We start from the raw sequence: 24,322 nt of genomic DNA, 5'->3' as shown, positions 1-24,322 counted from the left end.
AAACTTAACGGGGAGGTCATGATTGGGCGGTTCCGGCGCGTGTCGCGCCGCACCGCAGACCCCTGCCCGAAGGAGCCTGATCATGAGCCAGTTCAACATCGCGTGGTTGCCCGGCGACGGCGTGGGCGTCGAGGTCATGGAGGCGGCCAGGATCTGCCTCGATGCGCTGAAGTTCGACGCCACCTACACCCACGGCGACATCGGCTGGGAGTTCTGGTGCAAGGAGGGCGAGTCCTTTCCCCAGCGCACCATCGACCTGCTGAAGAACAGCCACGCCGCCATGTTCGGTGCCATCACCTCCAAGCCCGTGAAGGACGCCGAGGCGGAGCTTGTGCCCGAGCTCAAGGGCAAGGGCCTCATCTACCGCAGCCCCATCGTCCGCATGCGGCAGATGTTCGACCTCTACACCTGCCTGCGGCCGTGCAAGGCCTACCTCGGCAATCCCCTGAACTACAAGGAAGACATCGACATGGTGATCTTCCGCGAGAACACCGAGGATCTCTATGCCGGCGTGGAATTCAGCCCCGTTCCGGACGAGCTGAAGGCGACCCTGAAGAAGCTGAGCAAGCCCTTCGCCCACTTTGCCGACATCCCCGGAGACCAGTTCGCCATCACCTGCAAGGTGAACACACAGAAGGGCTGCGACCGCATCATCCGTGCCGCCTTCGAATACGCCAAGACCTTCGGCTACCCCAAGGTCACGGTCATCCACAAGGCCAACGTGGTGCGCGCCACGGAAGGCATGTTCCTGGAGACGGGCAAGCGCATCGCGAAGGAGTACCCGGGCATCGCGATGGATGACGCCAATGTGGATGCCATCACCATGTGGATGCTGAAGAACCCGAAGAACTACGGCGTGATGGTGGCGACGAACCTGTTCGGCGACATCGTGAGCGACCTGGCGGCCCAGATGGTGGGCGGCCTGGGCTTCGGCTGCTCCGGCAACATCGGCGAGAAGCTGGCGGTGTTCGAGCCCAGCCATGGCAGTGCGCCCAAGTACGCCGGCCAGTACAAGGTGAACCCCATCGCCACCATCCTCGCCGCGAAGATGATGCTCGACTGGCTGGGCGAGACGGAGAAGGGCTCGCGCCTCGAGAAGGCCGTGGCCGCTGTCATCGCCGAAGGCCAGGTGCGCACCTACGACATGGGCGGCAGCGCCTCGACCCTCGACATGGGCGAGGCGATCGCGCGCAAGCTCTGAGGAAGCCATGGATCGCATCCTCATCCACGAAGTCGGCCCCCGCGATGGCCTCCAGGTCGAAGCCACGGTGGTGCCCACGGATGTGAAGCTCGACTGGATCCGTCGCGCGGCGGATTCAGGGGTGGACATCGTCCAGGTGGGCTCCTTCGTGCGGGGCGACAAGGTGCCCCAGATGGCGGACACGGACGACCTCTTCCGCATCCTCGTGAAGGAGGACCACCACGCCCTGCTGTCCGGCCTGGTGCTCAACGAGAAGGGGCTGGAGCGGGCCCTGGAGGTGGGCGTGCCGCTCATCTGCCTGGGCGTCTCCGCCTCCGAGACCCACAGCCGCAAGAACACGGGGATGGGTACCGAGGACGCCCAGCGGCGCATCATCGCCACGGCGCTGGCGGCGAAGCAGGCGGGCCGCAAGGTGCAGGTCAGCGTCCAGAGCGCCTTCGGCTGCGGCTTCGAGGGATCCATCCCCGAGGACCGCGTCATGGGCATCGTGGCGGCCTACCTGGAAGCTGGGCTCACCTCCATCAGCCTCGCGGACACGGCCGGGCACTCGCACCCTGACCAGGTCCGGCGCTATGTGCAGAAGGTGCTGGAGCTCCACCCGGCCGCAGAGATCACGGCCCACATCCACAACACCTACGGTCTGGGCATGGCCAGCGTCTACGCCGCCATGGACGCCGGCGCCAAGGCCATCGAGACCAGCTTCGGCGGTCTGGGCGGCTGCCCCTTCACCAAGGTGGCGGCGGGCAACGTGGCCACTGAAGACCTGGTCCACGGCCTCCAGCGCATGGGCCTGCGCACGGACATCGACCTCGCCGCCCTCATCGGCGTGGCGAAGGATGTATCCACTCACCTGGGCCGGGATCTGCCGGGTTGCGTCCACAAGACCGGCCCCATCACTGCGAAGGTGACGGCATGAGCAGGAAGATCCTCGACGGCATCAAGGTCCTGGACCTCACCAACGTCCTCTCCGGACCCTTCACCACCTTGCACCTGGCCCTCCTCGGGGCCGAGGTCATCAAGGTGGAGAACCCCAAGGATGGGGACTTGGCCCGCAAGCTGGGCATCGTGCCCGAGCTGAACAAGAAGCTCATGGGCACCAGCTTTCTGGCCCAGAACTGCAACAAGAAGTCGATCACCCTGAACACCAAGTCCGCCGAAGGCAAGGAACTGTTCCGGAAGCTGGTGAAGGACGCGGACGTGGTGGTGGAGAACTTCCGCCCCGGCGTCATGGACCGTCTGGGCATCGGCTACAAGAGCCTGGCGGAGCTCAACCCGCGGCTCATCTACTGCGCCATCTCCGGCTTCGGCCAGACGGGGCCGGACGCCCTCAAACCGGCCTACGATCAGATCATCCAGGGCCTGTCGGGCGAGATGGCCGTGAATGGCGATGAGCGCCTGAGCCCCCTGCGCACGGGCTTTCCCGTCTGCGACACCGTGGGCGGCCTGAACGCGGCCTTCGCCGTGATGGCGGCCCTCTTCCACCGCGAACGGACGGGAGAAGGGCAGGCCATCGACATCGCCCTGCTGGACAGCATCATGCCCCTCATGGGCTGGGTGGCGGCGAACCTGCTCATCGGCGGGGAGCAGCCCGTGCTCATGGGCAATGACAACTTCACGGCGGCCCCCAGCGGCACTTTCCGCACGCAGGACGGCCACATCAACATCGCGGCCAACAAGCAGGAGCAGTGGGAGGCTGTCTGCGAGGTGCTGGAGGTGCCGGAACTGAAGGCCGACCCCCGGTTCCAGGAGCGGGACACCCGCAAGAAGAACCGCAAGGCCTTGACGCCGCTGCTGGAGGCCCGGCTGATCCAGAAACCTACCGGCTTCTGGGTCATGGAACTGAATGCGAAGGATGTTCCGAGTGGCGAGATTCTCGGGCTGGAGGAGGCCTTGCGGCAGCCGCAGATCGCACATCGCGGCGTGCTCCAGAAGGTGCAGGCCGAAGGTGTCGGTGAGATCGAGGTCTTCGGCCTGACAGCGCTGTTCGAGAAGACCCCCGGTTCTGTGGATGCGCCACCGCCTGCGCTGGGCGAGCACAATGCCGAGGTCTACGGGCATCTCGGGCTTGGTACATCCGATCTGGCTGAGTTGAAAACCAAAGGTGTCATCTGAGGAGGTTCCCATGGGCATGACGGTCGTCGAGAAGATTCTGGCCCGCGCGGCGGGCCTGCCGTCCGTGAAGGTCGGGGATGTGGTCGAGCCGCGGGTGGACCTCGCCATGTCCCACGAGAACGCTGCGCTGGTGATCAACCAGTTCCACGAGGTGTACGAAGGCACCGGGCTGAGCGCCAAGGTCTGGGATCCCTCCCGGATCGCCATCATCTTCGATCACCGCGTGCCGGCGGAATCGCCCAAGACGGCCACCAACCAGAAGAAGATCCGCGGCTTCGTGGCCGACCACGGCATCACCAAGTTCCACGACATCCGCGGCGATGTGGGCGGCATCTGCCACCAGATCCTGCCGGAGTACGGCTACGTCCGGCCGGGCTATGTGGTGGTGGGCACCGACTCCCACACCACCAGCCATGGGGCCATGGGCGCCTTCAGCTTCGGCATCGGCGCCACGGAGATGGCCTCGGTGTGGAGCCTGGGCATCGCCGTCAACATCGAGGTGCCCGCCACCATCAAGGTGGTGGTCCACGGCGAGTTCCCGCCCTTCGTTGGCCCCAAGGACCTCATCCTCCACCTCATCGGGAAGCTCACGGCCCAGGGCGCCAACTACAAGGTGCTGGAGTTCCACGGCGAGACCATCCGGAAGATGAGCACCAGCGGCCGCATCGCCATCTGCAACATGAGCGTGGAGGCCGGCGCCACCTCGGGCATCGTGCCCGGGGACGCGGAGACCCTGCGCTACCTGCGGGAGGAGGCAGGAGTCACCGATCCGATCCCCTGCGTCACGCCCGACCTGGATGCCAGCTACGTCCAGACGGTGGAGATCGACGTGACCAGGCTGGTGCCTCAGATCGCCTGCCCTCACATGGTGGACAACGTGAAGCCCATCGGCGACGTGGTGGGCACGCGGATCCAGCAGATCGTCATCGGCAGCTGCACCAACGGGCGGCTGGACGACCTGGCCGCCGCCGCCGACATCCTGCGGGGCAAGAAGGTGGCCCAGGGCACGCGCATGCTGGTGTTCCCGGCCTCGAGCAAGATCTTCGCGCAGGCCCTGGACAAGGGCTATGTCCACGACCTCATGGCGGCCGGCGCCGTGGTGATGAACTCCGGCTGCGGGCCCTGCCTGGGCGTCCACGAAGGCGCCCTGGGCGACCACGAGAAGGCCCTCAGCACCACCAACCGCAACTTCAAGGGCCGCATGGGCAATCCCACGGGCGAAGTCTACCTCTGCAGCCCCGTGGTGGCCGCGGCCTCGGCGATCACCGGCGTCATCACCGATCCGAGAAAGGGCTGAACCATGTCCAAGGTCATCATCAAGCTCGGCAACGACATCAGCACCGATGACATCTATCCCGGCCGCTTCATGGCCACGGTGCTGCCCACTGAAACCCCCCAGTTCGCCTTCTTCGACCGGACCGAGTTCAACGCCCAGCTCAAGGCCAGGGCCTTCGCGTCCGGCTCCATCATCGTGGGCGGTGAGAACTTCGGCTGCGGCTCCAGCCGCGAGCAGGCCTGCTCCACCCTGAAGGGCCACGACGTGGCCGTGGTGGCCAAGAGCATCTCCCGCATCTTCCTCCAGAACAGCATCAACCTGGGACTCCAGGTCGTGATCTGTCCCGGCCTCGAGGCCGGCGAGGGTGATGACCTGGAGATCACCGCGGACCAGGTGCTCAACAAGACCACGGGCAAGGCCTACGAGCAGGTCAAGCTGCCCGCCGCGCGCAAGGGCATCATGGATGCCGGCGGGCTGATCCCGTACACGCGCGCCCGGCTGCTGGCCAAGCAGTCCTGAAGTCGTTCACCAGGGCGGAATCGCGCCTCGCGCGATTCCGCCTATTCCGTGCTCTCCAGCGCATCCTCGGGGCACGGATGGTGGTGGCTGCGGATGGCGTGGACGGCCAGGTCGTAGTCGGGTTCCCGCGTGAGTTCCGGGACCAGCTCCGTGTGGATGACGGTCCCATTCTCGTCCAGCGCCACCACGGCGCGGGCGAGGAGTCCCCGCATGGGTCCGTCGATGAGGGTGACGCCGAAATCCACGCCGAACTCGGGATGGCGGAAGGCGGAGGCCGGGGTGGCGCGCTCCAGGTTCTTCGAGCCGCAGAAGAGGTCCTGGGCGAAGGGCAGGTCCATGGACACGCACAGCAGGACGGTGTCGCTCAGATCCGCTGTCAGGGCGTTGAACTTCCGCACACTCTCCGCGCAGGTCGAGGTGTCCAGGCTGGGGAAGATGCTCAGCAGGACGCGCTTGCCTTCCAGGTCCACGCTGGTGGTTTCCCGGAGATCCGTGCGGGTGAGGGTGAAGGCGGGGGTGGCGGAACCCACGGCCGGCAGCTCGCCGCAGGTGTGGATGGGATTCCCGTTCAGGGTGATCGTGGCCATGAGGACCTCCCGGCGGGCCCATCCTACTCCCGTTCGGGAGAAGAGGCCCGCTCGTTCACGATCCACAGATGATCTTTCTGGGGTGGCCACCCCCGGAATCCCTCGGCTGGCCCCAGGCCGCTGGCGGGATCTCCCTCGGGCCACTAGGCTTGTGGCATGCAAACCGCGGGGATGAAGTGGCGGTGGTACTGGGGCATCTGGGGCCTGATGGGGCTCTACATGGCCACCTGGGACATGGTCATGTACCCCGCCTCGCCGGCGCTGCGCCTCCTCCTGCTGAACCTGTTGCAGAACGGGGTCTGGGGCCTGTTGGGCCTCTACCTCATCCGGCTGGCGGACCGGCATCCCATCGAATCCTTCGCCTGGTCGCGCTGGCGGACCTGGATCCTGCACCTCCTGGCCAGTGTCCTCGTGGCGGCCCTGGGGCTCTTCCTGGCCTACCTCATCTCGCTCCTGGTGGATGCCGGCTGGGAGAAGGCGCTCGATCTGAAGGCGTTCCGCAAGGGCATGCCCCGGTTCTACCGGGCCTATTTCCACACGAACCTGCTCTTCATGTGGGCTGTGGTGGCGGCCTTCCACGCCCTGCGGATCTACCGGAAGTACAAGGCCCGCGAGGTCGAGGCCGCCCAGCTGGAGGCCCGGTTCGCCGAGGCCCAGAACCTGGCGCTCCGGATGCAGCTCCAGCCCCACTTCCTCTTCAACACCCTCCATTCGATCTCGGCCCTGGTGCATGCGGACCCGGATGGGGCCGACGACATGATCAGCCGGCTGGGCGACTTCCTGCGGATGACTCTGGAGGCCCCGCCGGATCAGATGGTGCCCTTGCGCAAGGAGCTGGCCTTCATCCGGGCCTACCTGGCCATCGAGCAGGTGCGCTTCCAGGACCGCCTCCGGTTGGACATGGAGGTCCCCGCGGAACTCCTCGACCTGCGGGTGCCCAGCTTCATCCTCCAGCCCTTGGTGGAGAACGCCCTGAAGCACGGACTGGCGGATCGCTCACGGAACGGGACGCTCCGGCTGGGGGCCTCGCGGGACTCCGAATACCTGACCCTGGAGGTGCGGGACGACGGCGAGGGTTACCAGCCCGGCCGGGAGGGCACCGGACTGGGCAATGTGCGGGCGCGGCTGGGCCTCATCTACAAGGGGAGGCACCAGCTGGACCTGATCGGCGCCCCGGGCCGTGGCACCCTGGTGGTGCTGCGGTTGCCCCTCGCGGAACCTGACGCGGAAGCCTCGTGAATCTCCGGGCCCTGGTGGTGGACGATGAGGCGCTGGCCCGCCAGCGCATCCGCCATCTTCTGCGCCGTTCCACCGACATCGAGGTGATCGGGGAGTGCGCCGACGGCCTCGAGGCTGTGAAGGCCATCGAGGAACTCTCGCCGGACCTGGTCTTCCTGGACATCCAGATGCCGGAACTGGATGGTTTCGGCGTCGTGGAGGCCGTGGGGGCGGACCGCATGCCGCTCACCCTCTTCATCACGGCCTTCGACCAGCATGCCCTCAAGGCGTTCGAGGTGCATGCCCTGGACTACCTGCTGAAGCCCTTTTCGCCCGAGCGGTTCCACCAGGCCCTGGAGCGGGCCCGGCGCTGGTGTCAGCGCCACACGCCGGAGAATGGACCGGGGCAGGGGCCGGATCTGGAGGCCCTCATGGCCAGCCTCCGTCAGGACCGGCCGTGGGTGGACCGCCTGCTGGTGCGGCAGGGAGACCGGCACATCCTGGTGCGGACGAGCGCCCTGCAGTGGATCGAGGCAGAGGACAACTACGTCCGGCTCCACGTGGAGGGCACCTCGTACCTGCTGCGGCAGACCATGACGGGACTGCTCGCCCGGCTGGATCCGGCCGAGTTCCGGCGCATCCACCGCTCCGCCATCGTCAACCTTGACTGCATCCGGGAATTCCAGCCCTGGACCGGTGGAGACCACCTCGTGATCATGCGGGACGGCACCCGCCTCACCCTCAGCCGGACCTACCGGGAGCAGTTCGGGGAGTGGCTCTGACCAGGACAGGGCCCGGCGCAGGCCGGGCCCTGTCCTGGATCCCATGAAGTCATTCGGCCGGCATGACGGCGATGGAGGCCATGCCCGTTTCCCGGAGCACCAGCGCGCCTTTCTCGGTCATGGCCCGGCTGGGCAGGATCACGTCCACGGTGCCGATGAGGCGGTCGGTCACGAGCAGCTGGCCGTTCGTGCCGTCGCCCACGCTGAACACGGCTCCCTGCTTCAGGGCCACGGGCGTGGTGCCGATGGCGGGCACCCCCCGCTTCCCGAGCTGCAGGATCGCCTGGGTGGCCCCGAAGGACCCATCCCGGAACACCCGGTCGCCCGGCAGGAGCACGAGGTAGTCGGTGCCCTGGTTGGCGATGAGGTGGGCGGCGGAGGTCGCGTGCTCGGCGCGGCGCGTGTCGGCCACGGTGATGAAGGCGCCTTCGCCCGCGGCCCTGGCCAAGGCCATCACTTCGTCGCGGCTGGCGGCGTAGTCGCAGATCACGCCGATGTGCTGCTTCGCCGGCCAGGTGGCCAGAGAGGTCTTCATCAGCGGCCGGAAGTCCTCCGCATGGAGGGCCAGACCGGCGAAGGCCGCCACGGCCACGACAAGGGAAGTCGAGATGCGGTTCATGTTGCCTCCGGTAGGACGGCGGTGGGGGCGCAGCCCCGGCACCGGGTGAAGGGGAGCCCGGAGCGGCAGAACCGACGGGCGGGGGAACGCCCAACAACATGCGGAGGAGGGCCTCCCCCGGCCATGGTTTCGGGGTGAAGCGGCTTTCAGCTGGGTGAAGCGCATCGTCCCGGGGGCGGACCGGCTCCGGTCCCCAGCGGGACGGAGCGTCGCCCCTGGCGACACCCGCCCACTTCCCGGGCGATACTGGAGGATCCGGAGGCATCCATGAAGATCCTGCTCCTCGGCTCGGGCGGCCGGGAACATGCGCTGGCGCTGAAGCTCAAGGCTTCAACCACTCCCGTGGACCTCGTGTCGGCGCCGGGCAGTGACGCCCTGGCGGAACTGGGGACCTGCGTGGCGCTGGATCTGGAGGCCCCGGCCGCCGTGGCCGCCTGGTGCGCCACGGCCCGCCCCGACCTCGTGGTGGCCGGGCCGGAGGTGCCCCTGGTGGCGGGGGTGGCGGACGCGGTGCGGGCCCTGGGCATCCCGGTCTTCGGCCACGACGCCGCCACGGCCCGGCTGGAGGGCAGCAAGGCCGTCGCCAAGGCCTTCATGGAGCGGCACCGCATCCCCTGTGCCGCCAGCCAGACCGTGAAGGACCTTGCGGCCGGAGAAGCCCTCATCCGCGCCTGGCCGCACGGCTATCCGATCGTCCTCAAGGCCGACGGCCTGGCCGCGGGCAAGGGCGTGGTGCTGGCCGAAAGCGGAGAGGAGGCCCTGGCCACCTTCCGGGCCTTCATGGCCGGGCAGTTCGGGGAGGCCAGCAAGACGGTGGTGTTCGAGGAACCCCTGATCGGCATGGAGCTGTCGCTGCACGTGCTGGTGGACGTGGACGCCGACCACGCCGCGTTCGCCATGCTGCCCGCCTGCCAGGACCACAAGCGCATTTTCGAGGGCGACCGCGGTCCCAACACCGGTGGCATGGGCGCCTTCGGGCCCATTCCGTTCCTGCGCCCCGAGGACATCCAGAGGATGCGCGTCGAGCTGGTGGAGCCCACGGTGCGCGGCCTCCAGGCGGATGGCCTCCCCGCGCGCGGGGTGCTGTTCCTGGGCGTCATGTGGACGGCGGCGGGTCCGAAGCTGCTGGAATACAACGTGCGCTTCGGGGATCCCGAGACCCAGGTGCTCATGCAGCTGCTGGACGAGGACCTCGCGGCCCTGCTCTTGGAGGTGGCCGAGGGGCGCCTCGTTTCGCGGGAGCTGAAGCTGAAACCGCACACGGCCATCACCGTGGTGTTGGCCGCGGAGGATTACCCCGAGGGGGCGAAGAAGGGGGTGCCCATCCAGATCGGGACCCCCTCGGTCACTGTCATCCACGCCGGGACGCGGAAGCAGGATGGGCAGTGGCTGACCAACGGCGGCCGCGTGATGAACCTGGCCACCTCCGCGCCGGACCTCGCTGCGGCCCGCGCCGCCATCGAGGCTGCCCTGCCACAGATCCACTGGCTCGGCATGCAGGTGCGCCATGACATCGGACTCAAGGCCCTGCGGCATGCCCAGGCCGGAAAGACGGTCCGGGATTCCTGGTAGGCCCCGGTCCTACCGGTTCCTCAGGAACCAGACCGCCAGGGTGAAGGCCGCCAAGGTGAGGGTGAGGGTGCCGGCGGCCCGGTGGAGGCGCGGAGCCACTGATCGGGTGCTGCGGCCCTCGCGCCATGCCAGGGCCACGCGGCCCAGGAGCAGCGTACCGCCCGCGGAGCCGAGGAGGAGCAGCCAGAGGGCGAGGTGGTGCCTCTCCAGAGCCCGGGGCTGGAGCAGGATCCGGAGCACCACCACGGTCACCGTGGCCACCATGAGGTGGCCGTGCAGGCGGTGGTCTCCCCGGCGGACCGCGCGGAGGGCGAAGGCCAGGAGGATCGCGGCGGGGATCAGCAGCAGGTCCAGCATGGCCGCCAGACTACAACAGGTGGATCAGAGCAGGAGGGCCTCCATGCGCTTCTCGCCCTCCCAGCGGTAGAATCCCGCGCCGGATTTCCGGCCCAGGCGGCCGGCGGCCACCAGCTGGCGCAGCACCGGGGGCGCCTTGAAGCGGGGCTCCCCGAAGGCCTCGAACAGGACCTCGGCGACGCTCTGCATGGTGTCGAGGCCGATGAAGTCGCTGAGGTGCAGGGGGCCCATGGGGTGGCCGCAGCCCAGCTTCATGGCGGTATCGATGTCCTCCACCGTGGCCAGCTTCTGCTCGGCGCAGCGCAGGGCATCCAGCAGGTAGGGCACCAGGAGCCGGTTCACCACGAAGCCCGGGGCGTCCGGCGCCAGCACGGCGGTCTTCCCGAGCCGCTGGACGAAGGCCTTCAGGGCGTCGAGGGTGTCCTCGTCGGTGGCGAGGGTGCGGACGATCTCGACCAGGGGCATGGCGGGCACGGGGTTGAAGAAATGCAGGCCCGCCAGGCGGGGCAGGCGGCCGGGCGCCAGCACCGGGCTGAGGTGGGCCACGGTGAGGCTGGAGGTGTTGGTGCAGAGCAGGGCGCCGGGGGCCATGACCTTGTCCAGCTCGGCGAAGGTCTCGAGCTTGAGGTCCATGCGCTCCGGGACGGCCTCCACCACGAGATCGCAGGCCGACAGGGCGGCAAAGGCGAGGGTGCCGTGGAGCCGGTCGCTGAAGGCGGCCTTCTGATCCTCGGTGATCTTCCCCTTGGCCACGGCCCGTTCCCAGGTGCCCTTGATCCGCGCCAGCCCCTTCGCGAGCAGGGTTTCATCCGCCTCCTTCACCCAGACCTCGCAGCCCGCCTCGGCGGCGCACTGCGCGATCCCCGAGCCCATGAGTCCGCAACCGACGATGCCGATGCGCTGGATGTCCATGGCGAGCCCCCCTGTTGGAATGGTGATGGTCTGGTCCCCATTCTCCGCCGGTTGCGGGCCGCATGGGAGGATGACCTGCGGTAGGTTGGTTCCGCTATGATTCGGCCCTGCATGGAGGTTCCCATGACCGACCTGTTGAGGGACCTGCTCGGCCATCAGGCATGGGCCGACGCCCTGTTCTTCCATGTGTGGGGCAAGTCGGACTTCCGGGAGGATCCTGACCTGCGAACCCGGACGGGCCACATGGTGGATGTCCAGCAGGTCTTCCTTGGCCTCCTCAAGGGCGAGCCCATGGACTTGGAGGAGCGTCCCGTCCCCGATTTCGAGACCCTGAAGGCGCGGTGCCGGTCCAGCCATGAGGCCTTCCGGGCCCTGGGCCGGGGCCTCGACGAGGCCTCCCTCACGCGCCTGGTGCGGGTGCCGTGGTTTCCCGATCCGCCTTGCCTGATCACCGTGACCGAGGCGCTGACCCAGGCCTGCCTCCACACCCAGCACCACCGGGCCCAGAACATGACGCGCCTCAAGGCCCTGGGCGCCGCCCCGAAGAACGTGGACTACATCATCTGGCTCTGGAAACAGCGGCCCGAGGCGCGCTGGGATCTCTGAGCGATGGGAGAATGAGGCCGGGCACAGGCGGGAGGAACCCCATGCGGATCGAGGCGGATACCCTGCGCTTCATGCGACGCGCCATCGAGCTCTCCCGCATCCACATGGAGGCGGGCGAGGGCGGACCCTTCGGCGCGGTGATCGTGAAGGACGGGGAGATCCTGGGCGAAGGCTGGAACTGCGTCACCGCCAGCCACGACCCCACGGCCCATGCGGAGGTGGTGGCCATCCGCCACGCCTGCACGAAGCTCGGCACCTTCCAGCTGAAGGGCTGCGAGATCTACACCAGCTGCGAGCCCTGTCCCATGTGCCTGGCGGCCATCTACTGGGCACGGCTGGACCGGATCTGGTACGCCAACGGCCGGGCGGATGCCGCGGCCATCCAGTTCGACGACGAGTGGCTCTACCGCGAAGTGGCTCTGCCCCTGGAGGCGCGGAGCCTGCCCACCACACAGCTGCTCCGCGACGAGGCCCTGTCGGTCTTCCAGTCCTGGGACCGGAAGACCGACAAGATCCCCTACTGACCGCCGGGAGCTGACGGCCGACAGCTATATTTCCAGATACGTGTGGAGCTTCCGCTCTTCCGTGAGCAGCGCCCGCAGAGCTTCCGCGGCGTCGCTCTTGGCGCTGGCCTTCCGCTTGGTCTGGGGCCCCTGGATCAGAATATCGGGGTCGTAGTGGACGCTGCGGAGCACGTGATCCACCGTGTCGCCTCTGACGAGGTGCTGGATCTTGAAGGTGTCGTCCTCGTCCACCACGATGTGGGCCTCGTTGGGGGCGCCGAAGAGGTTGTGGCGCATGCCCAGGATGTCCTGGTAGGCGCCCGTGAGGAAGAAGGCCACGTAGTAGGACTCGCCGCCGCGGGGCTCGTGGAAGGGGAGCTCGTCGCGCACGTCCTTCAGGTCGATGAACTTCTCCATCTTCCCGTCGCTGTCGCAGGTGATGTCGCAGAGGGTGGCGGAGAGGCCGGGCTTCTCCTTGAGCCGGTGGATGGGCATCACCGGGAAGAGCTGCTCGATGGCCCAGTGGTCCGGCATGGACTGGAAGAGGCTGAAGTTGGCGATGAGCTTGTCGGCCAGGCTCTTGTTGAGGTCCTGGAACTCCTCGGGCACGTACTTCAGGCTCTTGCTGCTGAGGATGCGGGAGAGCTTGCGGCAGACCTCCCAGAACAGCGTCTCGCCCTTGCTGCGATCCTCCAGGCCCAGGTAGCCCAGGTTGAAGAGGGTGAGCAGTTCGTCCTTCTGGGTGATGGCGTCGTGGTACATCTCGGCGAAGTTCTTCACGGAGATGTTGTCGCGGGTGTAGGCGAGCTCCTTGAGGATCTGGGGCTCATTGCCGGTGAGGGTCACCGTGTACTTGGTGTGGGTGGTGTCGATGAGGCCGATGATGTCCACCACCACCACCTCGTGGTAGGCCACGATGGCGCGGCCGGACTCACTGAGCAGGTCGGGCATGGGCACCTGCTCCTGGGTGCAGATGTCCTTGGTGGTGTACACGACATCCGCCGCGTACTCGGCGATGGTGTAGTTCATGGAGCTGCTGAAGGTGGTCTTGCTGCCGTCGTAGTCCACGCCCAGGCCGCCGCCCACGTTCAAGTAGCGGATGGGCACGCCCATCTTGCGGAGCTTGGCGTAGATGCGGGTGGCCTCCTTCATGGCCGACTTGATCTTGCGGATGTCCGTGATCTGGCTGCCGATGTGGAAGTGCAGCTCGATGACGCTGTCCAGGAGGTCGCGCTTCTCCAGCACCTCGATGGCGTCGAGGATCTCGCGGGTGGTGAGGCCGAATTTCGCGTGATCGCCGGCGCTGGTCTCCCACTTGCCGCTGCCCTGGGCATTGAGTTTGGCCCGCAGCCCGATGAGGGGCTCCACCTTCAGCTCCTTGGCCACCTTCAGGATCAGGGGCAGCTCGGTCATCTTCTCCACGGTGATGACCACCTTGCGCCCGGCCTTGCGGGCCAGCAGGGCCATGCGGATGAACGACTCGTCCTTGTAGCCGTTGCAGAGCACCAGGGCCTCGGGGTGCAGGTCGAGGCTCAGGGCGATCATGAGCTCGGGCTTGGAGCCCGCCTCCAGGCCGTAGTGGTACTTGTTGCCGGAGCGGACGATCTCCTCGACCACTTCCTTGGTCTGGTTGGTCTTCACCGGATAGACGCCCTGGTAGCTGCCCTCGTAGCCAAACTCGATGATGGAGCGGCGGAAGGCCTCGTTGACCTCGACCACCCGATGATCCAGCACCTGCGGGAAGCGCAGGTTCACCGGGGTGCGGATGCCCTTCTTCTTCAGGTGCTGGACGATCTCGTAGACGTCGCAACTGAGGGACTCGTCCTTGGTGGGCGTGATCTCCAGATGGCCCTTGGCGTTGATGCCGAAGTAGCCATTCCCCCACTCCTTCACGCCGTACAGGGTCGCGGCGTCCTGGACCGTCCAGTGCTTCATGGGCATCCGAGGTGCCTCCTTAGAGTCTGCATTCGAAGTGGGATATGGCCGCGACGCCGGCCAGCCGCGCCCTTGGCAAGGCACCGGCCGCCGGGCGATGCGGCACATCGTTCAAGGCCGGTAACGAAGCCAAGGGTGCGGCTGGCCACGTCCCGGAGGGCAAGGGGCGGCGCCCGGCGCGATCCCGCGTCGAACTCCTCGTCCATAGTGCCCCTATTGCCATCGTCGTTCTCCTTGGCTCGCTTGGGCGGCGCCCCTTGCGCGACCGCACCCCACTTCGAATGCAGACTCATACCGGGGCGGCCACCTTTGGCCGGAAGTTTGTTTATATGGAAAAAAGTCCAATAGTTCCAATGAAAAATCACTCTCCCAGGATTCGGCCCAGGGTGGCCCGCCAGTGGCGGTCCCTCACGCGCCTCAGGGCGGTCCGCCGGGTGAGCTTCCGCCACTGGGCCGCGCCCCGGGGCAGGTCCCCGGCAGAGCGGGTGTGGAGGGGGCTGGGGCCGCCCCAGAGAGTGGGATCTCCCCAGATGGGCACCCGGTTCCAGGGGCAGACCTCCTGGCAGGCGTCGCAGCCCGCCGCCCAGCGGCTCTCCGCCAACGCCGAGGCAATGTCCGGGGGTGGTTCGGTCTCGGTCTCGATGGTGTAGGTGGTGAGGCAGCGGGCCGGGTCGAGCCGGAAGGCCTCCAGGGCGCCGGAGGGGCAGGCTTCCAGGCAGGCGGTGCAGGTTCCGCACTGCTGGGTCCCGAACGGCTCGTCCGGCGGCAGCTCGATGGACAGCAGCAGCACGCCCAGGAAGCCCCAGGAGCCGTCCTTTCCGGCGATGAGGAGGGTGTGCCTGCCCTGCCAGCCCAGGCCGGCCCGGGCGGCCAGCTGGCGCTCCAGCAGGGGGGCCGTGTCCACGCAGACTCGGCCTTCCAGCCCCGGCCAGCGGGCCTGGGCCGCCTCCAGCACCCGGGTCAGGCGGGGCTTCAGGATCATGTGGTAGTCCGGGCCCCACAGGTAGCGGCTCAGCTTGAGGCTGCCCGGAGCCGCGCCGGGCACGGCCTCCGGCCGGGCATAGGGGAAGAAACCCACCAGGGCCGTGCGGGCCTGGGGCCAGAGGGCTCGCGGGTCCAGGAGCGCGGCTGGGTCCAGGTAGGGGAGCAGGGCGCCTCGGCCTTCCTGGAACCAGGCCCGGAGATGCTCTTCCTCATCCCGGAAGGGCTCGCAGTCGGCGAACCCCGCCCGGGCGAACCCGGCGGCCAGGGCCTCAGACCGAAGCCAGGCCCTGAATGCCATTGGATCCGGGTGTTCGACGGGCACGCGCAGGCCACCTCCCAGGATCATCCTCGCCTCCGGGATGGCCGATGTCACGGGCTTCCGGGGCGGGGCCGCGTGGTGGTTCCCCAAATGGCGGTAGGCTAGAGGCGGAGCCGAACGCCCGTCATGAACCTGCCCAATTTCCTGTCGCTCGCGCGGATCCTCATGGTCCCAGTCCTGGTCGTGGTGCTCATGACCAAGGTGACGAATCACGAAGTCATCGGTGTGCTGGTGTTCTGGGCCGCCTCCATCACGGACGCCCTGGACGGCTACTTCGCCCGGCGCTGGAAGCAGGTGACCACCCTCGGCAAGCTGCTGGATCCCCTGGCGGACAAGCTGCTGGTGTCCGGAGCCCTGATCTCTCTGGTGGAGCTGAACCTGGCCCCGGCCTGGATGACCTTCATCATCCTCTCCCGGGAGTTCGCCGTGACGGGCCTGCGGGGCATCGCCAGCGAAGAGGGCATGACCATTCCGGCCGGCGCCATCGGCAAGTGGAAGATGGGCTTCCAGGTGGCGGCCATCTCCTGTCTCATCCTCGGCCCGCGGCTCGACTACTGGCTCTACGACTGGACCCACAAGGAGATCTTCCACCTCTTCATCCAGCTCAACCGGCCCTACAGTTTCTTCTGGGGCATGGGCGTGCTGCTGCTCTGGGGTGCCGTCATCCTCGCCATCTGGAGCGCCATCTCCTATTTCCACGGCTTCTGGAAGGTGGTGGGACCAAGCATCCTGGCCGAAGAAGGCCGCCTCACCGGGCACAAGGATTCCGAAGGACACTGAATGTTCCGCAAGTATCTCCTCGCAGGCCTGTTCTCGGCATCCCCTGCAGGGATGCGCGAGACGCTCGGTGGAGCGTGGTTCGTGTGTCGACATGGGGTGTACCGATGATTCGGAAGTACCTCCTCGCGGGCCTGTTCACCTTGCTGCCCCTGGTGGTGACGCTCTGGATCCTCCGGGGCATCTTCACGGCCCTGGTGGGCATCTTCCGGGAGCCGCTGACCTTCCTGGCCCACCTGATCCACGTGCCGGACCCGCCGACCTGGGCGCTGGCGCTGTTCTCCGGCCTGGCCACCGTGATGCTGCTGGTGGTGGTGGGCGCCTTGATGGGCAACTTCATCGGCCGCCAGCTGCTGTCCTGGCTGGATGAGCTGATGATGTCCGTGCCCGTCGTGAAGACCGTCTACGGCGCCACCCGGCAGCTCATGGGCGCCATCCAGTCGGGCCGCGGCGGCAGCTTCAAGGAGGTGGTGGTCGTGGAGTGGCCCCATCCCGGCTCCTACACCCTGGGTTTCGTGGCCAGCCGGGACTGCTCCTGGGCCATCCCGGGGGGACAGGGCATGCTGGCCGTCTACATTCCGACCGCCCCCAACCCCACCTCCGGCTACGTGATCATGATCGAGGCTTCGAAGGTGAGGCCGGCGGACCTCAGCGCCGACCAGGCCCTGACCTGGGCCATCAGCGGCGGCGTCGTGGTGCCGCCCCGGACGGGCACCGGTTCCTTCCGGCTGCCGGAGAAACCATGAACAGCCTGCAGGGTCGGCGCATCCTCGTCACGGGCGCCGGAAGCGGCATCGGACGGGCGGCGGCGCGACTCTTCAGGGACCGCGGCGCGGACCTGATCCTGGCGGGCCGGCATCTGGACACACTCCGGGACACGCTGCCGGATGCGGTCCACGTGGTCCTGGATCATTCGGATGATGCGGCCGTGGCGGCCTACGCCCGGGAATGCCCGGAATTGGATGGGATGTTCCTGAACGCGGGCGGCCTGGTGCTGGGCTCCGTGGCTTCCACGTCCACCGCGGATTTCGATGCGGCCATCGCTGTGAACCTCCGCGGTCCCTGGCTCATGGCTCACCATCTGGCAAGCCGACTGAAGGATGGTGGAAGTGTCGTGCTCGTGGGCTCCAACATCGGCCTCCGGGCCATCCCGGACAGCGCGGCCTACAGCGTGGCCAAGGCCGGGGTCCACATGCTGGCGAAGGTGCTGGCCCTGGAGTGGGCGCCGCGGCGCATCCGCTGCAATGCCATTGCGCCGGGCCCCATCCGCACGGCCATGGTGGACGCCCGCCTGGCTGCCAGCGCGGATCCCGAGGGCGATCTGGCCGCGCTGTCGGCCGTGAATCCCCTGGGGCGCCTCGGCACCGAAGCCGAGGTGGCCGCCCTGGCCGCGCACCTGCTCGGCGGCGAGAGCGGATGGACGACGGGGGCTGTGATCCCGCTCGACGGCGGAGCTGACGCGGTCTACTAGGCTCGCCAGTTACTCGACGAAATCCAGGTCCCGCCCATGGGTCTCCGGCAGGCCCCAGAGGGCGCCGAAGGCCAGGACGAAGCAGGCGATCCCCACGATCCAGGCGGAGCGCACCAGGCCCATGGACGGCCGGAAGAAGAGGAAGCTGCCCGTGATGAGCGGCACTGCGCCCCGGACGAAATTGGGCACCGTGGTGGCGACGGTGGCCCGGAGGTTGGTGCCGAACTGCTCGGCGGCCACGGTCACGAAGACGGCCCAGTAGCCCGTGGCCAGGCCCAGGTAGCCGGCCAGCACGTAGAACGCCCCCGGAGTCAGCCCCCGGGTCGTCAGGTACACCGCGACTCCTGCCAAAGCCCCGGCGGCGAACCACCCGACCACCTTCTTCCGGGTCTGCAGGGCCTGGCTGAGGAAGCCGCTCAGCACGCTGCCGAGGGTGATTCCCGTGTAGCAGAAGGCGACGGCGGTGCCGGCCTTCACTGGGCCCGTCACCTTCAGCACCGGGGCGAACTCCGGCGAGAAGGTGATGAGGATCCCCACCACGTACCAGGTGGGGAGGCCGATGAGGATGCACCGGACATAGCGGCCCAGGCGACCCCAGTCCGTGAAGAGGCTGAGGAAGTCCCCGCGGGTCACGGTGGCCTCGTGGGTCTTCGCGAACATGAAGCTCTCCCGCAGGCCCACCCGCAGGAAGAGCAGGGCCACGCCCAGCAGGCCGCCCACCGCATAGGTGACGCGCCAGGGGAAGAAGTCGCCCACCAGCTTGGCGGTCACGGCCCCGAAGATCCCCACGGCGGCGACGATGGCGGTGCCATAGCCGCGGAGGTCCTTCGGCAGGATCTCGGACACCATGGTGACCGCCGCGCCCAGCTCGCCCGCCAGCCCCAGGCCCGCCAGGAAGCGCCACATCGCATAGGCCGGGACGGACTGGACGAAGGCATTGGCGAGGTTCGCCACGGAGTAGAGGGCGATGCTGCCGAACAGGGTGGAGAGGCGGCCCTTCTTGTCGCCCAGGATGCCCCAGAAGATGCCGCCGAGCAGCATGCCCGCCATCTGCCAGTTCAGGAGGTGGGCCCCGACGTCGATCTGCATGGCCGCGGGGACGCCCAGGGCCGTGAGGCTGGGCTGGCGGACGATGGGGAAGAGCAGCAGGTCGAACATGTCGACGAAGTACCCCAGCGCGGCCACGAGGACCGTGAGGTTCAGGACGGTGCGCAGGCGAGTCTGAGTCATGGGGGCCATTGAACCATACGAAACCTTGTCAGAACCCGGCACACTGCTGGTGAGGTGCTCATGTCGGATGCAGCCTGGCCCGCGCCACCCCAAGGGTCCTGCACCCTTCCAGCCAGCGTGGAGGCGGAGGTGGCCATCCTGGGCGCCGGCATCCACGGCGCGGCCCTGGCGCGGGAGCTGACCCTGCGGGGCGTCACCTGCGCCCTGGTGGACAAGGGCGAGGTGGGCGGCGGCACCAGCCAGTGGTCCAGCCAGCTCCTGCATGGCGGCATCCGCTACATGCTCACGGGCGATATCCGCCAGATGCGGGAGGGCCTGGCCGAGCGCGCCACCTGGGCCCGCATCGCGCCCCGCCGCTGCCGCTGGGAGGCTTTCTGGATGCCCCACCGGTATTGGGCCGAGGGCCTGGCGCACCGCGTCGGCATCGGCCTCTACGACCACTGGGGCGCCGAGCGGCCCGGCTGGCCCGCGGGCCTGAGCCTCGGCCACGTTCCGAAGGAAGCCTTCCTGGCCGATCCGCGGGGCGTCCTCGGCCCCTTCCGCGGCGCCACGGCCTACGCCGACCTCATGACCTGGGACCGGGAACTGACGAGGGATCTGGCGGCCTCCAGCGAGGCCATGCTGCTGGATTTCCACGAGCCGGAGGGCTTCGAGCAGGGCGACGGCGGCCTGAAGCTCCTGCACCTGCGGGACCGCCGGGACGGATCAGCACGCCAGCTGCGGGCGCGCCGCTGGGTCTTCGCCCTGGGGCCCTGGACGGACGGCGCCATGGCGCAGTGGTTCGGCGAGACACGGAAGCGGCTGCGGCTGTCTTCCGGCATCCACCTCTGGTTCGACGCCGTGCCGGGCTGCGAGCGGCCCTGGGCCATCCGGCGGCCCAAGGGGCGCATCCTCTTCGTGGTCCCCCGGGATGGCTTGCTCCAGGTGGGCACCACCGAGCGTGAGGTGGAGGACGGTTGGGTGCCCATCCTCGAGGCGGAGCGGGAGGAGCTCTTCGGCGCCCTGGAGGCCAACCTGCCCAGCCTCCCCTGGCGTGAGATGCTGGTGTGGGCCGAGGAGCTGGGCGTACGGCCCCTGGTGGCCGCCACCGGCGCCACCACGCACCTGAGCCGCGAGGCTGTCCTGGAGCGGCATGCCCGCATCCCGAACCTCACCCTCGTGCTGGGCGGCAAGCTCACCACCGCCCGGGCCCTCATGGACCGCCTGGCCACGGACCTCACCGGCCTGCGCTGCGAGGCCTCCACCACCGCGCCCCTGCGCCTTTGGGATGGACAGGCGGCGGAGATCCGGTAGAATCATTTCTTCACGCGGTCCCGTAGCTCAGCTGGATAGAGCATCAGACTACGAATCTGAGGGTCGGGCGTTCGAGTCGCTCCGGGACCACCAATCGATGCAACCCTTGGGCCCAGGTCATGCACCTGGGCCCAAGTTGTTCTACATCCCCTATCCAGAGACTTGTGGGTGCGCGGGGGCTCGGACTCTGAGCAAGCAGGGATTTATGTGCCTGAAGGAGGGGGAGCCTGGTGCTCTTCCTTCTTCCGATCCACGGAGATCTCCACGGCGATGGCAGCGGCCTGCTCGGCCGCCACGCCTTCGGTCCGGCGCTCGTATTCCTCCTCCGCAAGGTCGTCCCGGGCGCGCAGCACCGTATCGGCGACTTGTTCCTGCTCGCCCGGCAGCTCGACGCGCAGCTCCTCGATCAGCATCATGACGGTCGCGGCCACCGGTAGCGCGAGCAGCGCGCCCAGCAGCCCCATCAGGGTTCCCCCGGCCAGGAGGGCGAAGAACACGACGGAGGAGGGCAGGCGGAGCGCCCGGCCGTAGATCCGCGGAATGAGCACACGGCCCTCGAATTCCTCGTACGCGAGCATCATCACCAGGACGATGGCCGCGATCGCCGGGCTGTGGCCGAGCGCGACCAGGACCACGGGAACCACCGACATGATGGCGCCGACATAGGGCAGGACATCGGCGATCCCGGCGAATACCGCCAGGGCCATCGCGTTCTTCACGCCGCAGGCCGTCAGCAGGACGAAGGTGAACGCGCCGATGAGCAGGCAGGTGATCAGCTGCCCGCGGATGTAGGCGCCGACGATGGTCTCCAGGTTCAGCAGGACCCGGGAGAGCCGGATGTGATGGGTCCTCGGCACCACGGCGAACAGCCCGCCCCGCAGGCGATCCCGGTCGATCATCATGTAGAGCCCGAGGAAGAGGGCGCTCATTCCGTAGGCTGCGACCTCGAAGAGGCGCATCGAGTAGGACAGGGCGGTGGCGCCGACCTGGTTCCATGACGCGCTGTAATCCAGGTGTTTCAGCCAGTTCGCAAAGGGGGTGCTCAGGGGGTACCGGGCGAGGTAGTCGGCCAGACCTGCGCGGGCCATGGGTTCCCGCTCGAGGAGCGCCGAGGCCTGGGCGAGGAGTGAGGGGATCGTCAAGGTCACCGTGAGGACCGCCACCGTGAAGAGGCTGGCAAAGACGATCGCGATCCCCCATCCGCGGCTGATCCCTCTGGACTCGAGCCACTGCACGGCAGGGCTGAGGGTCCCCACGATGAGAAGGGCGACGACCAGCACGAGGATCACGGGCCACAGGCGGATCAATCCCCACAGTGCGAGGCCGAGGAGGACCAGCCGCAGCAGCGTCGACGGGGGAATCTCCAGGCGCAGGGTCCGCGGCCCGGATGGCGGAGGCTGCGGTGGGCCCGGGGCTGGCTGGGAGGCCTTGGCTGGCGGCTCTGGTGTGCTCATGGCAACCCTGTCGGGATGGCCTCTGTGCTCCCGGGGAAGCTCAAGGTGGCCGGGCCGAGGCTGTGGTCATGTGCCATGGGATCACCCGCAGGTTGGGGCGACACTCTGGGGTTGCGGGGAACGGGCTCGCGCAGGTCCCCCAAAGGCCACCGGAAGACCAGGTGTCAAACGCAGCTTCCATTCCGAACGATTCGTGGCACGCAACACACTGAAAACAAGCTTGATATTCATTCCGTTCGGTTTCGGTTCAAAGGAATGCGGACCTGGATCCGATCAAAATAGAGGAACCCCCACATCATCTTGATGGGGCCCAAGCTGGCGAAGGGTTTGATAATTTGTTGTAAATATATATAAACAAAATATTTAATATATGGCTTGAATTATGCGATCCAACAGGCGGGATCACCTTCGGATCGAGGCGTGACCCTCCAGGGATGGCAACCGCAAGGTGCTCCCCGCTGGTTTCCCCTCCTGCGCTGCAGGAGCGGGCGCTCTTCGAATCGCCAGGCCGTGAAGGAGAAAAACATGACAGGCAAAGTGATTGTCCCGATCTTCTCGATTCTCATGCTCTCGGCGTGTCTGGTTGGACCCAGGCGGGGCGGAGGGCTGGAAGTCGTTCCCATCCTGCCGGTGGTCGTGGAGATCGGCGATGACGACTACTACTCGCAGGGGGGCTACCACTACTTCTATACCGGCGATCGCTGGTACTACTCCTCTTCGAGAGACGGCGACCGGAGGGAACTGCCCCGGTCCCACTGGCCCAGAGAGGTCCACCGGCGCGGCGGGGGGTGGCGCTAGGTGAATCGGGTCGACCGGGAGGTCTCCGGTCGACCCGCTCCATTCAGAATGGGTCCGGAGGGAAGGCCAGAACCTGAGGGCCCATGGACGACATCCAGGAGGTCCCTTGAGCGGCATTCACGGGTTCGGACGCTCCCTTGCGAGCGTCCTGGTGGCCTTGGCTGTGCCCCTTCTGGCGGCCCGGCCGGGCCGGCCCTGGAATGCCCTGGAGGCCCGCCAGGCCTCCATCGGAAGAATTGATCTGGAGATCGGCGATGTCTTCGATCTCGCCAAGCCCGATGAGAACACCTGGATCGGCCGCACCGCCAACCATCTTCATGCCCTCACCCGGGAAGGCGTCATCCGGAGGGTGCTCCTCTTCGCGGAGGGGGATCGGGTGCGGGAGCGGCGCATCTATGAAACCGAACGCCTTCTGCGGGCGCTGCCCTTCGTGAAGAACGCGCACATCGATCCGGTGGTCGAGCCTGATGGCACCGTGGTGGCTCGGGTCCGGATCCGGGATGCCTGGACTACCCAGCTGAGCGCCAACTACTCGCAGGTGGGCGGCCAGCGGACCACGAGCTTCGGCGTCGATGAAAAGAACTTCATGGGCCTGGGCAAGAGCGTGGCCTTCGATCTCTCCAAGGACCATGAGCGCAGCACCTGGGGCCTGGCCTACGGGGACCCTCAGCTGTTCGGGAGCCGCTGGACCCTGGCCACCCACATTCAGTACCTCACGGATGGGTACACGCGGAGTCTCCAGGTCGAGCGGCCCTTCTTCGCCCTGGACACCCCCTGGTCCACGGGCGTGGCCCTGTCGCAGAGCCATGCCAGCCTCTACCTCTATGACCAGGGGGCCCAGGTCTTCCAGGCCCCTTTCATCCAGAACGAGGTCCGCTTGTCCGGAGCCGTGGCGCTGCGTGAATCCGGGAACCGGGTCTGGCGGGGAGGCCTTCTCCTCAAGCGGCAGGACACCAGCTATGGAGCCATCATCCAGACGGGTCCCCTGGGGCCGCTGCCGCCGCCCACCCTGACCGGCCGGCGTCTCCGGGGGCCCGCGCTCACGCTCTCCACTCAGGAGGACGCCTTCGAGACCTTCGAGGACCTGCTGGGCATGGATACTCCGGAGGACTACAACCTGGCCTGGACCGGCAACGTGGAACTCGGCACCTACCTGCGCTCCCTGGGTTCGACCATGAACGCCCCCTTCTTCCGGATCCAGGTGGGCCGGGGCTGGTCCTCCTCAAGCGAGAACCTCACCCTCCTGACGGCATCCTGGGAGGGCCGGAAACCCGCCACCGGTCTGGAAAACACCCATCTTGCCCTCTCCCTGGTGCAGTACCGGAAGCTGACCTCGAACCAGATCCTCGCGGGCATGGTGACGGTGGATCAGGCCCGGCGTCCTGACCCCGAAACCTGGTACTACCTGGGGGGTGAGCAGGGCTTGAGAGGCTTTCCCAACCAGCTCCATCCGGGGGATGCCCGCTGGACCGCCTCCTTCGACTACCGCCTCCTGACGGAAAAGCGCTGGTGGGGTCTGGTGCGGCTGGGTTACACCGCCTTCCTGGACCTGGGTTCCGTCCGCCGGATGGACGGGCAGGGGTGGTCCCGCACGTACTCGGATGTGGGGGTCGGGCTCCGGCTGGGGAACCTCAAGAGCTCCGCGGGCCGCGTGATCCTCCTCAGCGTGGCAATGCCCTTGAACCGGGAGCCCTACCTGTCCCGCTGGCAGTTCACCATCGGCAATGCTATGCGGTTCTGAGCGGTTTCCCTCCCATGAGCTCCGGGCAGAAGCCGCCCAATGTCTGGTCACATTGA

24 protein-coding genes and 1 tRNA gene are annotated in these 24,322 nt (G+C 67.6%); 17 read left to right on the top strand and 8 right to left on the bottom strand.

Going from position 1 to position 24,322, the window contains the following annotated elements; genetic code table 11:
* Positions 1-82 precede the first annotated feature (82 nt).
* From QSJ30_RS07105 to QSJ30_RS07085, 5 genes are read left to right on the top strand one after another with little or no spacing between them, the layout of a single operon-like run.
* Positions 83-1,201 (top strand): isocitrate/isopropylmalate dehydrogenase family protein, encoded by a 1,119-nt coding sequence (locus QSJ30_RS07105; protein WP_285607827.1) that lies wholly within the window; start codon positions 83-85, stop codon positions 1,199-1,201.
* Positions 1,202-1,208: 7 nt separating this feature from the next.
* Complete coding sequence (locus tag QSJ30_RS07100) at positions 1,209-2,117, top strand: hydroxymethylglutaryl-CoA lyase (protein ID WP_285607826.1); 909 nt, start codon at positions 1,209-1,211, stop codon at positions 2,115-2,117.
* Entirely contained in the window at positions 2,114-3,313 is a 1,200-nt protein-coding gene (locus tag QSJ30_RS07095) for a CaiB/BaiF CoA transferase family protein (RefSeq protein ID WP_285607825.1), read from the top strand. The genes QSJ30_RS07100 and QSJ30_RS07095 overlap by 4 nt, the downstream gene beginning before the upstream one ends.
* Before the next feature lie 10 nt (positions 3,314-3,323).
* On the top strand, positions 3,324-4,610 hold the full coding sequence (locus QSJ30_RS07090) for a 3-isopropylmalate dehydratase large subunit (protein WP_285607824.1): 1,287 nt from the start codon (positions 3,324-3,326) through the stop codon (positions 4,608-4,610).
* Positions 4,611-4,613: 3 nt separating this feature from the next.
* On the top strand, positions 4,614-5,108 hold the full coding sequence (locus QSJ30_RS07085) for a 3-isopropylmalate dehydratase small subunit (RefSeq protein ID WP_285607822.1): 495 nt from the start codon (positions 4,614-4,616) through the stop codon (positions 5,106-5,108).
* A 41-nt stretch (positions 5,109-5,149) separates the two neighbouring features.
* Here QSJ30_RS07085 and tpx read toward each other — a convergent pair whose 3' ends face one another.
* Positions 5,150-5,695, bottom strand: coding sequence for a thiol peroxidase (gene tpx / locus QSJ30_RS07080; RefSeq protein WP_285607820.1), 546 nt, complete (start codon positions 5,693-5,695; stop codon positions 5,150-5,152).
* Positions 5,696-5,851: 156 nt separating this feature from the next.
* On the opposite strand from tpx, the gene QSJ30_RS07075 reads away from it, so the two are divergent.
* Positions 5,852-6,934 carry a sensor histidine kinase gene (locus tag QSJ30_RS07075; protein ID WP_285607818.1) on the top strand — a complete coding sequence of 361 codons (1,083 nt, stop codon included), beginning with the start codon at positions 5,852-5,854 and terminating at the stop codon, positions 6,932-6,934.
* Positions 6,931-7,695 carry a LytR/AlgR family response regulator transcription factor gene (locus QSJ30_RS07070; RefSeq protein ID WP_285607816.1) on the top strand — a complete coding sequence of 255 codons (765 nt, stop codon included), beginning with the start codon at positions 6,931-6,933 and terminating at the stop codon, positions 7,693-7,695. The genes QSJ30_RS07075 and QSJ30_RS07070 overlap by 4 nt, the downstream gene beginning before the upstream one ends.
* Positions 7,696-7,744: 49 nt before the next feature.
* On the opposite strand, the gene QSJ30_RS07065 is transcribed toward QSJ30_RS07070, so the two are convergent.
* Positions 7,745-8,314, bottom strand: a complete 570-nt coding sequence (locus QSJ30_RS07065) for a hypothetical protein (RefSeq protein ID WP_285607814.1) — start codon at positions 8,312-8,314, stop codon at positions 7,745-7,747.
* Positions 8,315-8,581: 267 nt separating this feature from the next.
* Here QSJ30_RS07065 and purD point away from each other — a divergent pair, with 267 nt between their 5' ends.
* Positions 8,582-9,886 carry a phosphoribosylamine--glycine ligase gene (purD, locus tag QSJ30_RS07060; RefSeq protein WP_285607812.1) on the top strand — a complete coding sequence of 435 codons (1,305 nt, stop codon included), beginning with the start codon at positions 8,582-8,584 and terminating at the stop codon, positions 9,884-9,886.
* Between the two features lie 9 nt (positions 9,887-9,895).
* Here the strand turns inward: purD and QSJ30_RS07055 are convergent, their stop codons facing one another.
* The gene (locus QSJ30_RS07055) at positions 9,896-10,243 is read right to left on the bottom strand and encodes a hypothetical protein (protein WP_285607810.1); all 348 of its coding nucleotides are present in this window, start codon (positions 10,241-10,243) and stop codon (positions 9,896-9,898) included.
* A 24-nt stretch (positions 10,244-10,267) separates the two neighbouring features.
* Positions 10,268-11,155: a 3-hydroxyacyl-CoA dehydrogenase family protein gene (locus QSJ30_RS07050; RefSeq protein ID WP_285607807.1), complete on the bottom strand. Its 888-nt coding sequence runs from the start codon at positions 11,153-11,155 to the stop codon at positions 10,268-10,270.
* A 123-nt stretch (positions 11,156-11,278) separates the two neighbouring features.
* Between QSJ30_RS07050 and QSJ30_RS07045 the strand changes: the two genes are divergently transcribed.
* A complete protein-coding gene (locus QSJ30_RS07045) occupies positions 11,279-11,761 on the top strand; it encodes a DinB family protein (RefSeq protein WP_285607805.1) in 483 nt (160 codons plus the stop codon).
* A gap of 41 nt (positions 11,762-11,802) precedes the next feature.
* A complete protein-coding gene (locus QSJ30_RS07040; RefSeq protein ID WP_285607803.1) occupies positions 11,803-12,285 on the top strand; it encodes a nucleoside deaminase in 483 nt (160 codons plus the stop codon).
* Between the two features lie 24 nt (positions 12,286-12,309).
* On the opposite strand, the gene speA is transcribed toward QSJ30_RS07040, so the two are convergent.
* Both speA and queG read right to left on the bottom strand, forming a co-directional pair.
* Positions 12,310-14,199 (bottom strand): biosynthetic arginine decarboxylase, encoded by a 1,890-nt coding sequence (gene speA / locus QSJ30_RS07035; protein WP_285607801.1) that lies wholly within the window; start codon positions 14,197-14,199, stop codon positions 12,310-12,312.
* 361 nt (positions 14,200-14,560) lie between these two features.
* Complete coding sequence (gene queG / locus QSJ30_RS07030) at positions 14,561-15,529, bottom strand: tRNA epoxyqueuosine(34) reductase QueG (protein WP_285607799.1); 969 nt, start codon at positions 15,527-15,529, stop codon at positions 14,561-14,563.
* Between the two features lie 99 nt (positions 15,530-15,628).
* On the opposite strand from queG, the gene pgsA reads away from it, so the two are divergent.
* From pgsA to QSJ30_RS07015, 3 genes are all read left to right on the top strand, one after another.
* The gene (gene pgsA / locus QSJ30_RS07025; RefSeq protein WP_285607797.1) at positions 15,629-16,282 is read left to right on the top strand and encodes a CDP-diacylglycerol--glycerol-3-phosphate 3-phosphatidyltransferase; all 654 of its coding nucleotides are present in this window, start codon (positions 15,629-15,631) and stop codon (positions 16,280-16,282) included.
* Positions 16,283-16,386: 104 nt separating this feature from the next.
* The gene (locus QSJ30_RS07020) at positions 16,387-17,025 is read left to right on the top strand and encodes a DUF502 domain-containing protein (RefSeq protein WP_285607795.1); all 639 of its coding nucleotides are present in this window, start codon (positions 16,387-16,389) and stop codon (positions 17,023-17,025) included.
* Positions 17,022-17,750 (top strand): SDR family NAD(P)-dependent oxidoreductase, encoded by a 729-nt coding sequence (locus QSJ30_RS07015; protein WP_285607793.1) that lies wholly within the window; start codon positions 17,022-17,024, stop codon positions 17,748-17,750. Before QSJ30_RS07020 ends, QSJ30_RS07015 begins: the two co-directional genes overlap by 4 nt.
* A gap of 9 nt (positions 17,751-17,759) precedes the next feature.
* Here the strand turns inward: QSJ30_RS07015 and QSJ30_RS07010 are convergent, their stop codons facing one another.
* Positions 17,760-18,980, bottom strand: coding sequence for an MFS transporter (locus QSJ30_RS07010; RefSeq protein WP_285607791.1), 1,221 nt, complete (start codon positions 18,978-18,980; stop codon positions 17,760-17,762).
* A gap of 60 nt (positions 18,981-19,040) precedes the next feature.
* On the opposite strand from QSJ30_RS07010, the gene QSJ30_RS07005 reads away from it, so the two are divergent.
* Together QSJ30_RS07005 and QSJ30_RS07000 are read left to right on the top strand one after the other, a co-directional pair.
* A complete protein-coding gene (locus QSJ30_RS07005) occupies positions 19,041-20,273 on the top strand; it encodes an FAD-dependent oxidoreductase (RefSeq protein ID WP_285607789.1) in 1,233 nt (410 codons plus the stop codon).
* A gap of 16 nt (positions 20,274-20,289) precedes the next feature.
* Positions 20,290-20,366 (top strand) — tRNA-Arg (locus QSJ30_RS07000).
* A 110-nt stretch (positions 20,367-20,476) separates the two neighbouring features.
* Here the strand turns inward: QSJ30_RS07000 and QSJ30_RS06995 are convergent.
* Positions 20,477-21,727, bottom strand: a complete 1,251-nt coding sequence (locus tag QSJ30_RS06995) for an AI-2E family transporter (protein WP_285607787.1) — start codon at positions 21,725-21,727, stop codon at positions 20,477-20,479.
* A 525-nt stretch (positions 21,728-22,252) separates the two neighbouring features.
* Here QSJ30_RS06995 and QSJ30_RS06990 point away from each other — a divergent pair.
* Both QSJ30_RS06990 and QSJ30_RS06985 read left to right on the top strand, forming a co-directional pair.
* Positions 22,253-22,525 (top strand): hypothetical protein, encoded by a 273-nt coding sequence (locus QSJ30_RS06990; RefSeq protein ID WP_285607785.1) that lies wholly within the window; start codon positions 22,253-22,255, stop codon positions 22,523-22,525.
* 106 nt (positions 22,526-22,631) lie between these two features.
* Positions 22,632-24,266 carry a BamA/TamA family outer membrane protein gene (locus tag QSJ30_RS06985; RefSeq protein ID WP_285607784.1) on the top strand — a complete coding sequence of 545 codons (1,635 nt, stop codon included), beginning with the start codon at positions 22,632-22,634 and terminating at the stop codon, positions 24,264-24,266.
* Positions 24,267-24,322 lie beyond the last annotated feature (56 nt).

This window comes from Geothrix edaphica (assembly GCF_030268045.1).
Lineage (GTDB): Bacteria > Acidobacteriota > Holophagae > Holophagales > Holophagaceae > Geothrix > Geothrix edaphica.
The sequence above is the reverse complement of the archived record's forward strand: the minus strand, read 5'-3'. Positions and strand labels throughout refer to the sequence as shown.

Excerpts from the sequence above, each read along its gene's own strand:
- QSJ30_RS07105 (WP_285607827.1), top strand. The coding sequence starts at position 83 with ATGAGCCAGTTCAACATCGCGTGGTTGCCCGGCGACGGCGTGGGCGTC.
- QSJ30_RS07100 (WP_285607826.1), top strand. The coding sequence starts at position 1,209 with ATGGATCGCATCCTCATCCACGAAGTCGGCCCCCGCGATGGCCTCCAG.
- QSJ30_RS07095 (WP_285607825.1), top strand. The coding sequence starts at position 2,114 with ATGAGCAGGAAGATCCTCGACGGCATCAAGGTCCTGGACCTCACCAAC.
- QSJ30_RS07090 (WP_285607824.1), top strand. The coding sequence starts at position 3,324 with ATGGGCATGACGGTCGTCGAGAAGATTCTGGCCCGCGCGGCGGGCCTG.
- QSJ30_RS07085 (WP_285607822.1), top strand. The coding sequence starts at position 4,614 with ATGTCCAAGGTCATCATCAAGCTCGGCAACGACATCAGCACCGATGAC.
- tpx (WP_285607820.1), bottom strand. The coding sequence starts at position 5,695 with ATGGCCACGATCACCCTGAACGGGAATCCCATCCACACCTGCGGCGAG.
- QSJ30_RS07075 (WP_285607818.1), top strand. The coding sequence starts at position 5,852 with ATGCAAACCGCGGGGATGAAGTGGCGGTGGTACTGGGGCATCTGGGGC.
- QSJ30_RS07065 (WP_285607814.1), bottom strand. The coding sequence starts at position 8,314 with ATGAACCGCATCTCGACTTCCCTTGTCGTGGCCGTGGCGGCCTTCGCC.
- purD (WP_285607812.1), top strand. The coding sequence starts at position 8,582 with ATGAAGATCCTGCTCCTCGGCTCGGGCGGCCGGGAACATGCGCTGGCG.
- QSJ30_RS07055 (WP_285607810.1), bottom strand. The coding sequence starts at position 10,243 with ATGCTGGACCTGCTGCTGATCCCCGCCGCGATCCTCCTGGCCTTCGCC.
- QSJ30_RS07050 (WP_285607807.1), bottom strand. The coding sequence starts at position 11,155 with ATGGACATCCAGCGCATCGGCATCGTCGGTTGCGGACTCATGGGCTCG.
- QSJ30_RS07045 (WP_285607805.1), top strand. The coding sequence starts at position 11,279 with ATGACCGACCTGTTGAGGGACCTGCTCGGCCATCAGGCATGGGCCGAC.
- QSJ30_RS07040 (WP_285607803.1), top strand. The coding sequence starts at position 11,803 with ATGCGGATCGAGGCGGATACCCTGCGCTTCATGCGACGCGCCATCGAG.
- speA (WP_285607801.1), bottom strand. The coding sequence starts at position 14,199 with ATGAAGCACTGGACGGTCCAGGACGCCGCGACCCTGTACGGCGTGAAG.
- queG (WP_285607799.1), bottom strand. The coding sequence starts at position 15,529 with ATGATCCTGGGAGGTGGCCTGCGCGTGCCCGTCGAACACCCGGATCCA.
- pgsA (WP_285607797.1), top strand. The coding sequence starts at position 15,629 with ATGAACCTGCCCAATTTCCTGTCGCTCGCGCGGATCCTCATGGTCCCA.
- QSJ30_RS07020 (WP_285607795.1), top strand. The coding sequence starts at position 16,387 with ATGATTCGGAAGTACCTCCTCGCGGGCCTGTTCACCTTGCTGCCCCTG.
- QSJ30_RS07015 (WP_285607793.1), top strand. The coding sequence starts at position 17,022 with ATGAACAGCCTGCAGGGTCGGCGCATCCTCGTCACGGGCGCCGGAAGC.
- QSJ30_RS07010 (WP_285607791.1), bottom strand. The coding sequence starts at position 18,980 with ATGACTCAGACTCGCCTGCGCACCGTCCTGAACCTCACGGTCCTCGTG.
- QSJ30_RS07005 (WP_285607789.1), top strand. The coding sequence starts at position 19,041 with ATGTCGGATGCAGCCTGGCCCGCGCCACCCCAAGGGTCCTGCACCCTT.
- QSJ30_RS06995 (WP_285607787.1), bottom strand. The coding sequence starts at position 21,727 with ATGAGCACACCAGAGCCGCCAGCCAAGGCCTCCCAGCCAGCCCCGGGC.
- QSJ30_RS06990 (WP_285607785.1), top strand. The coding sequence starts at position 22,253 with ATGACAGGCAAAGTGATTGTCCCGATCTTCTCGATTCTCATGCTCTCG.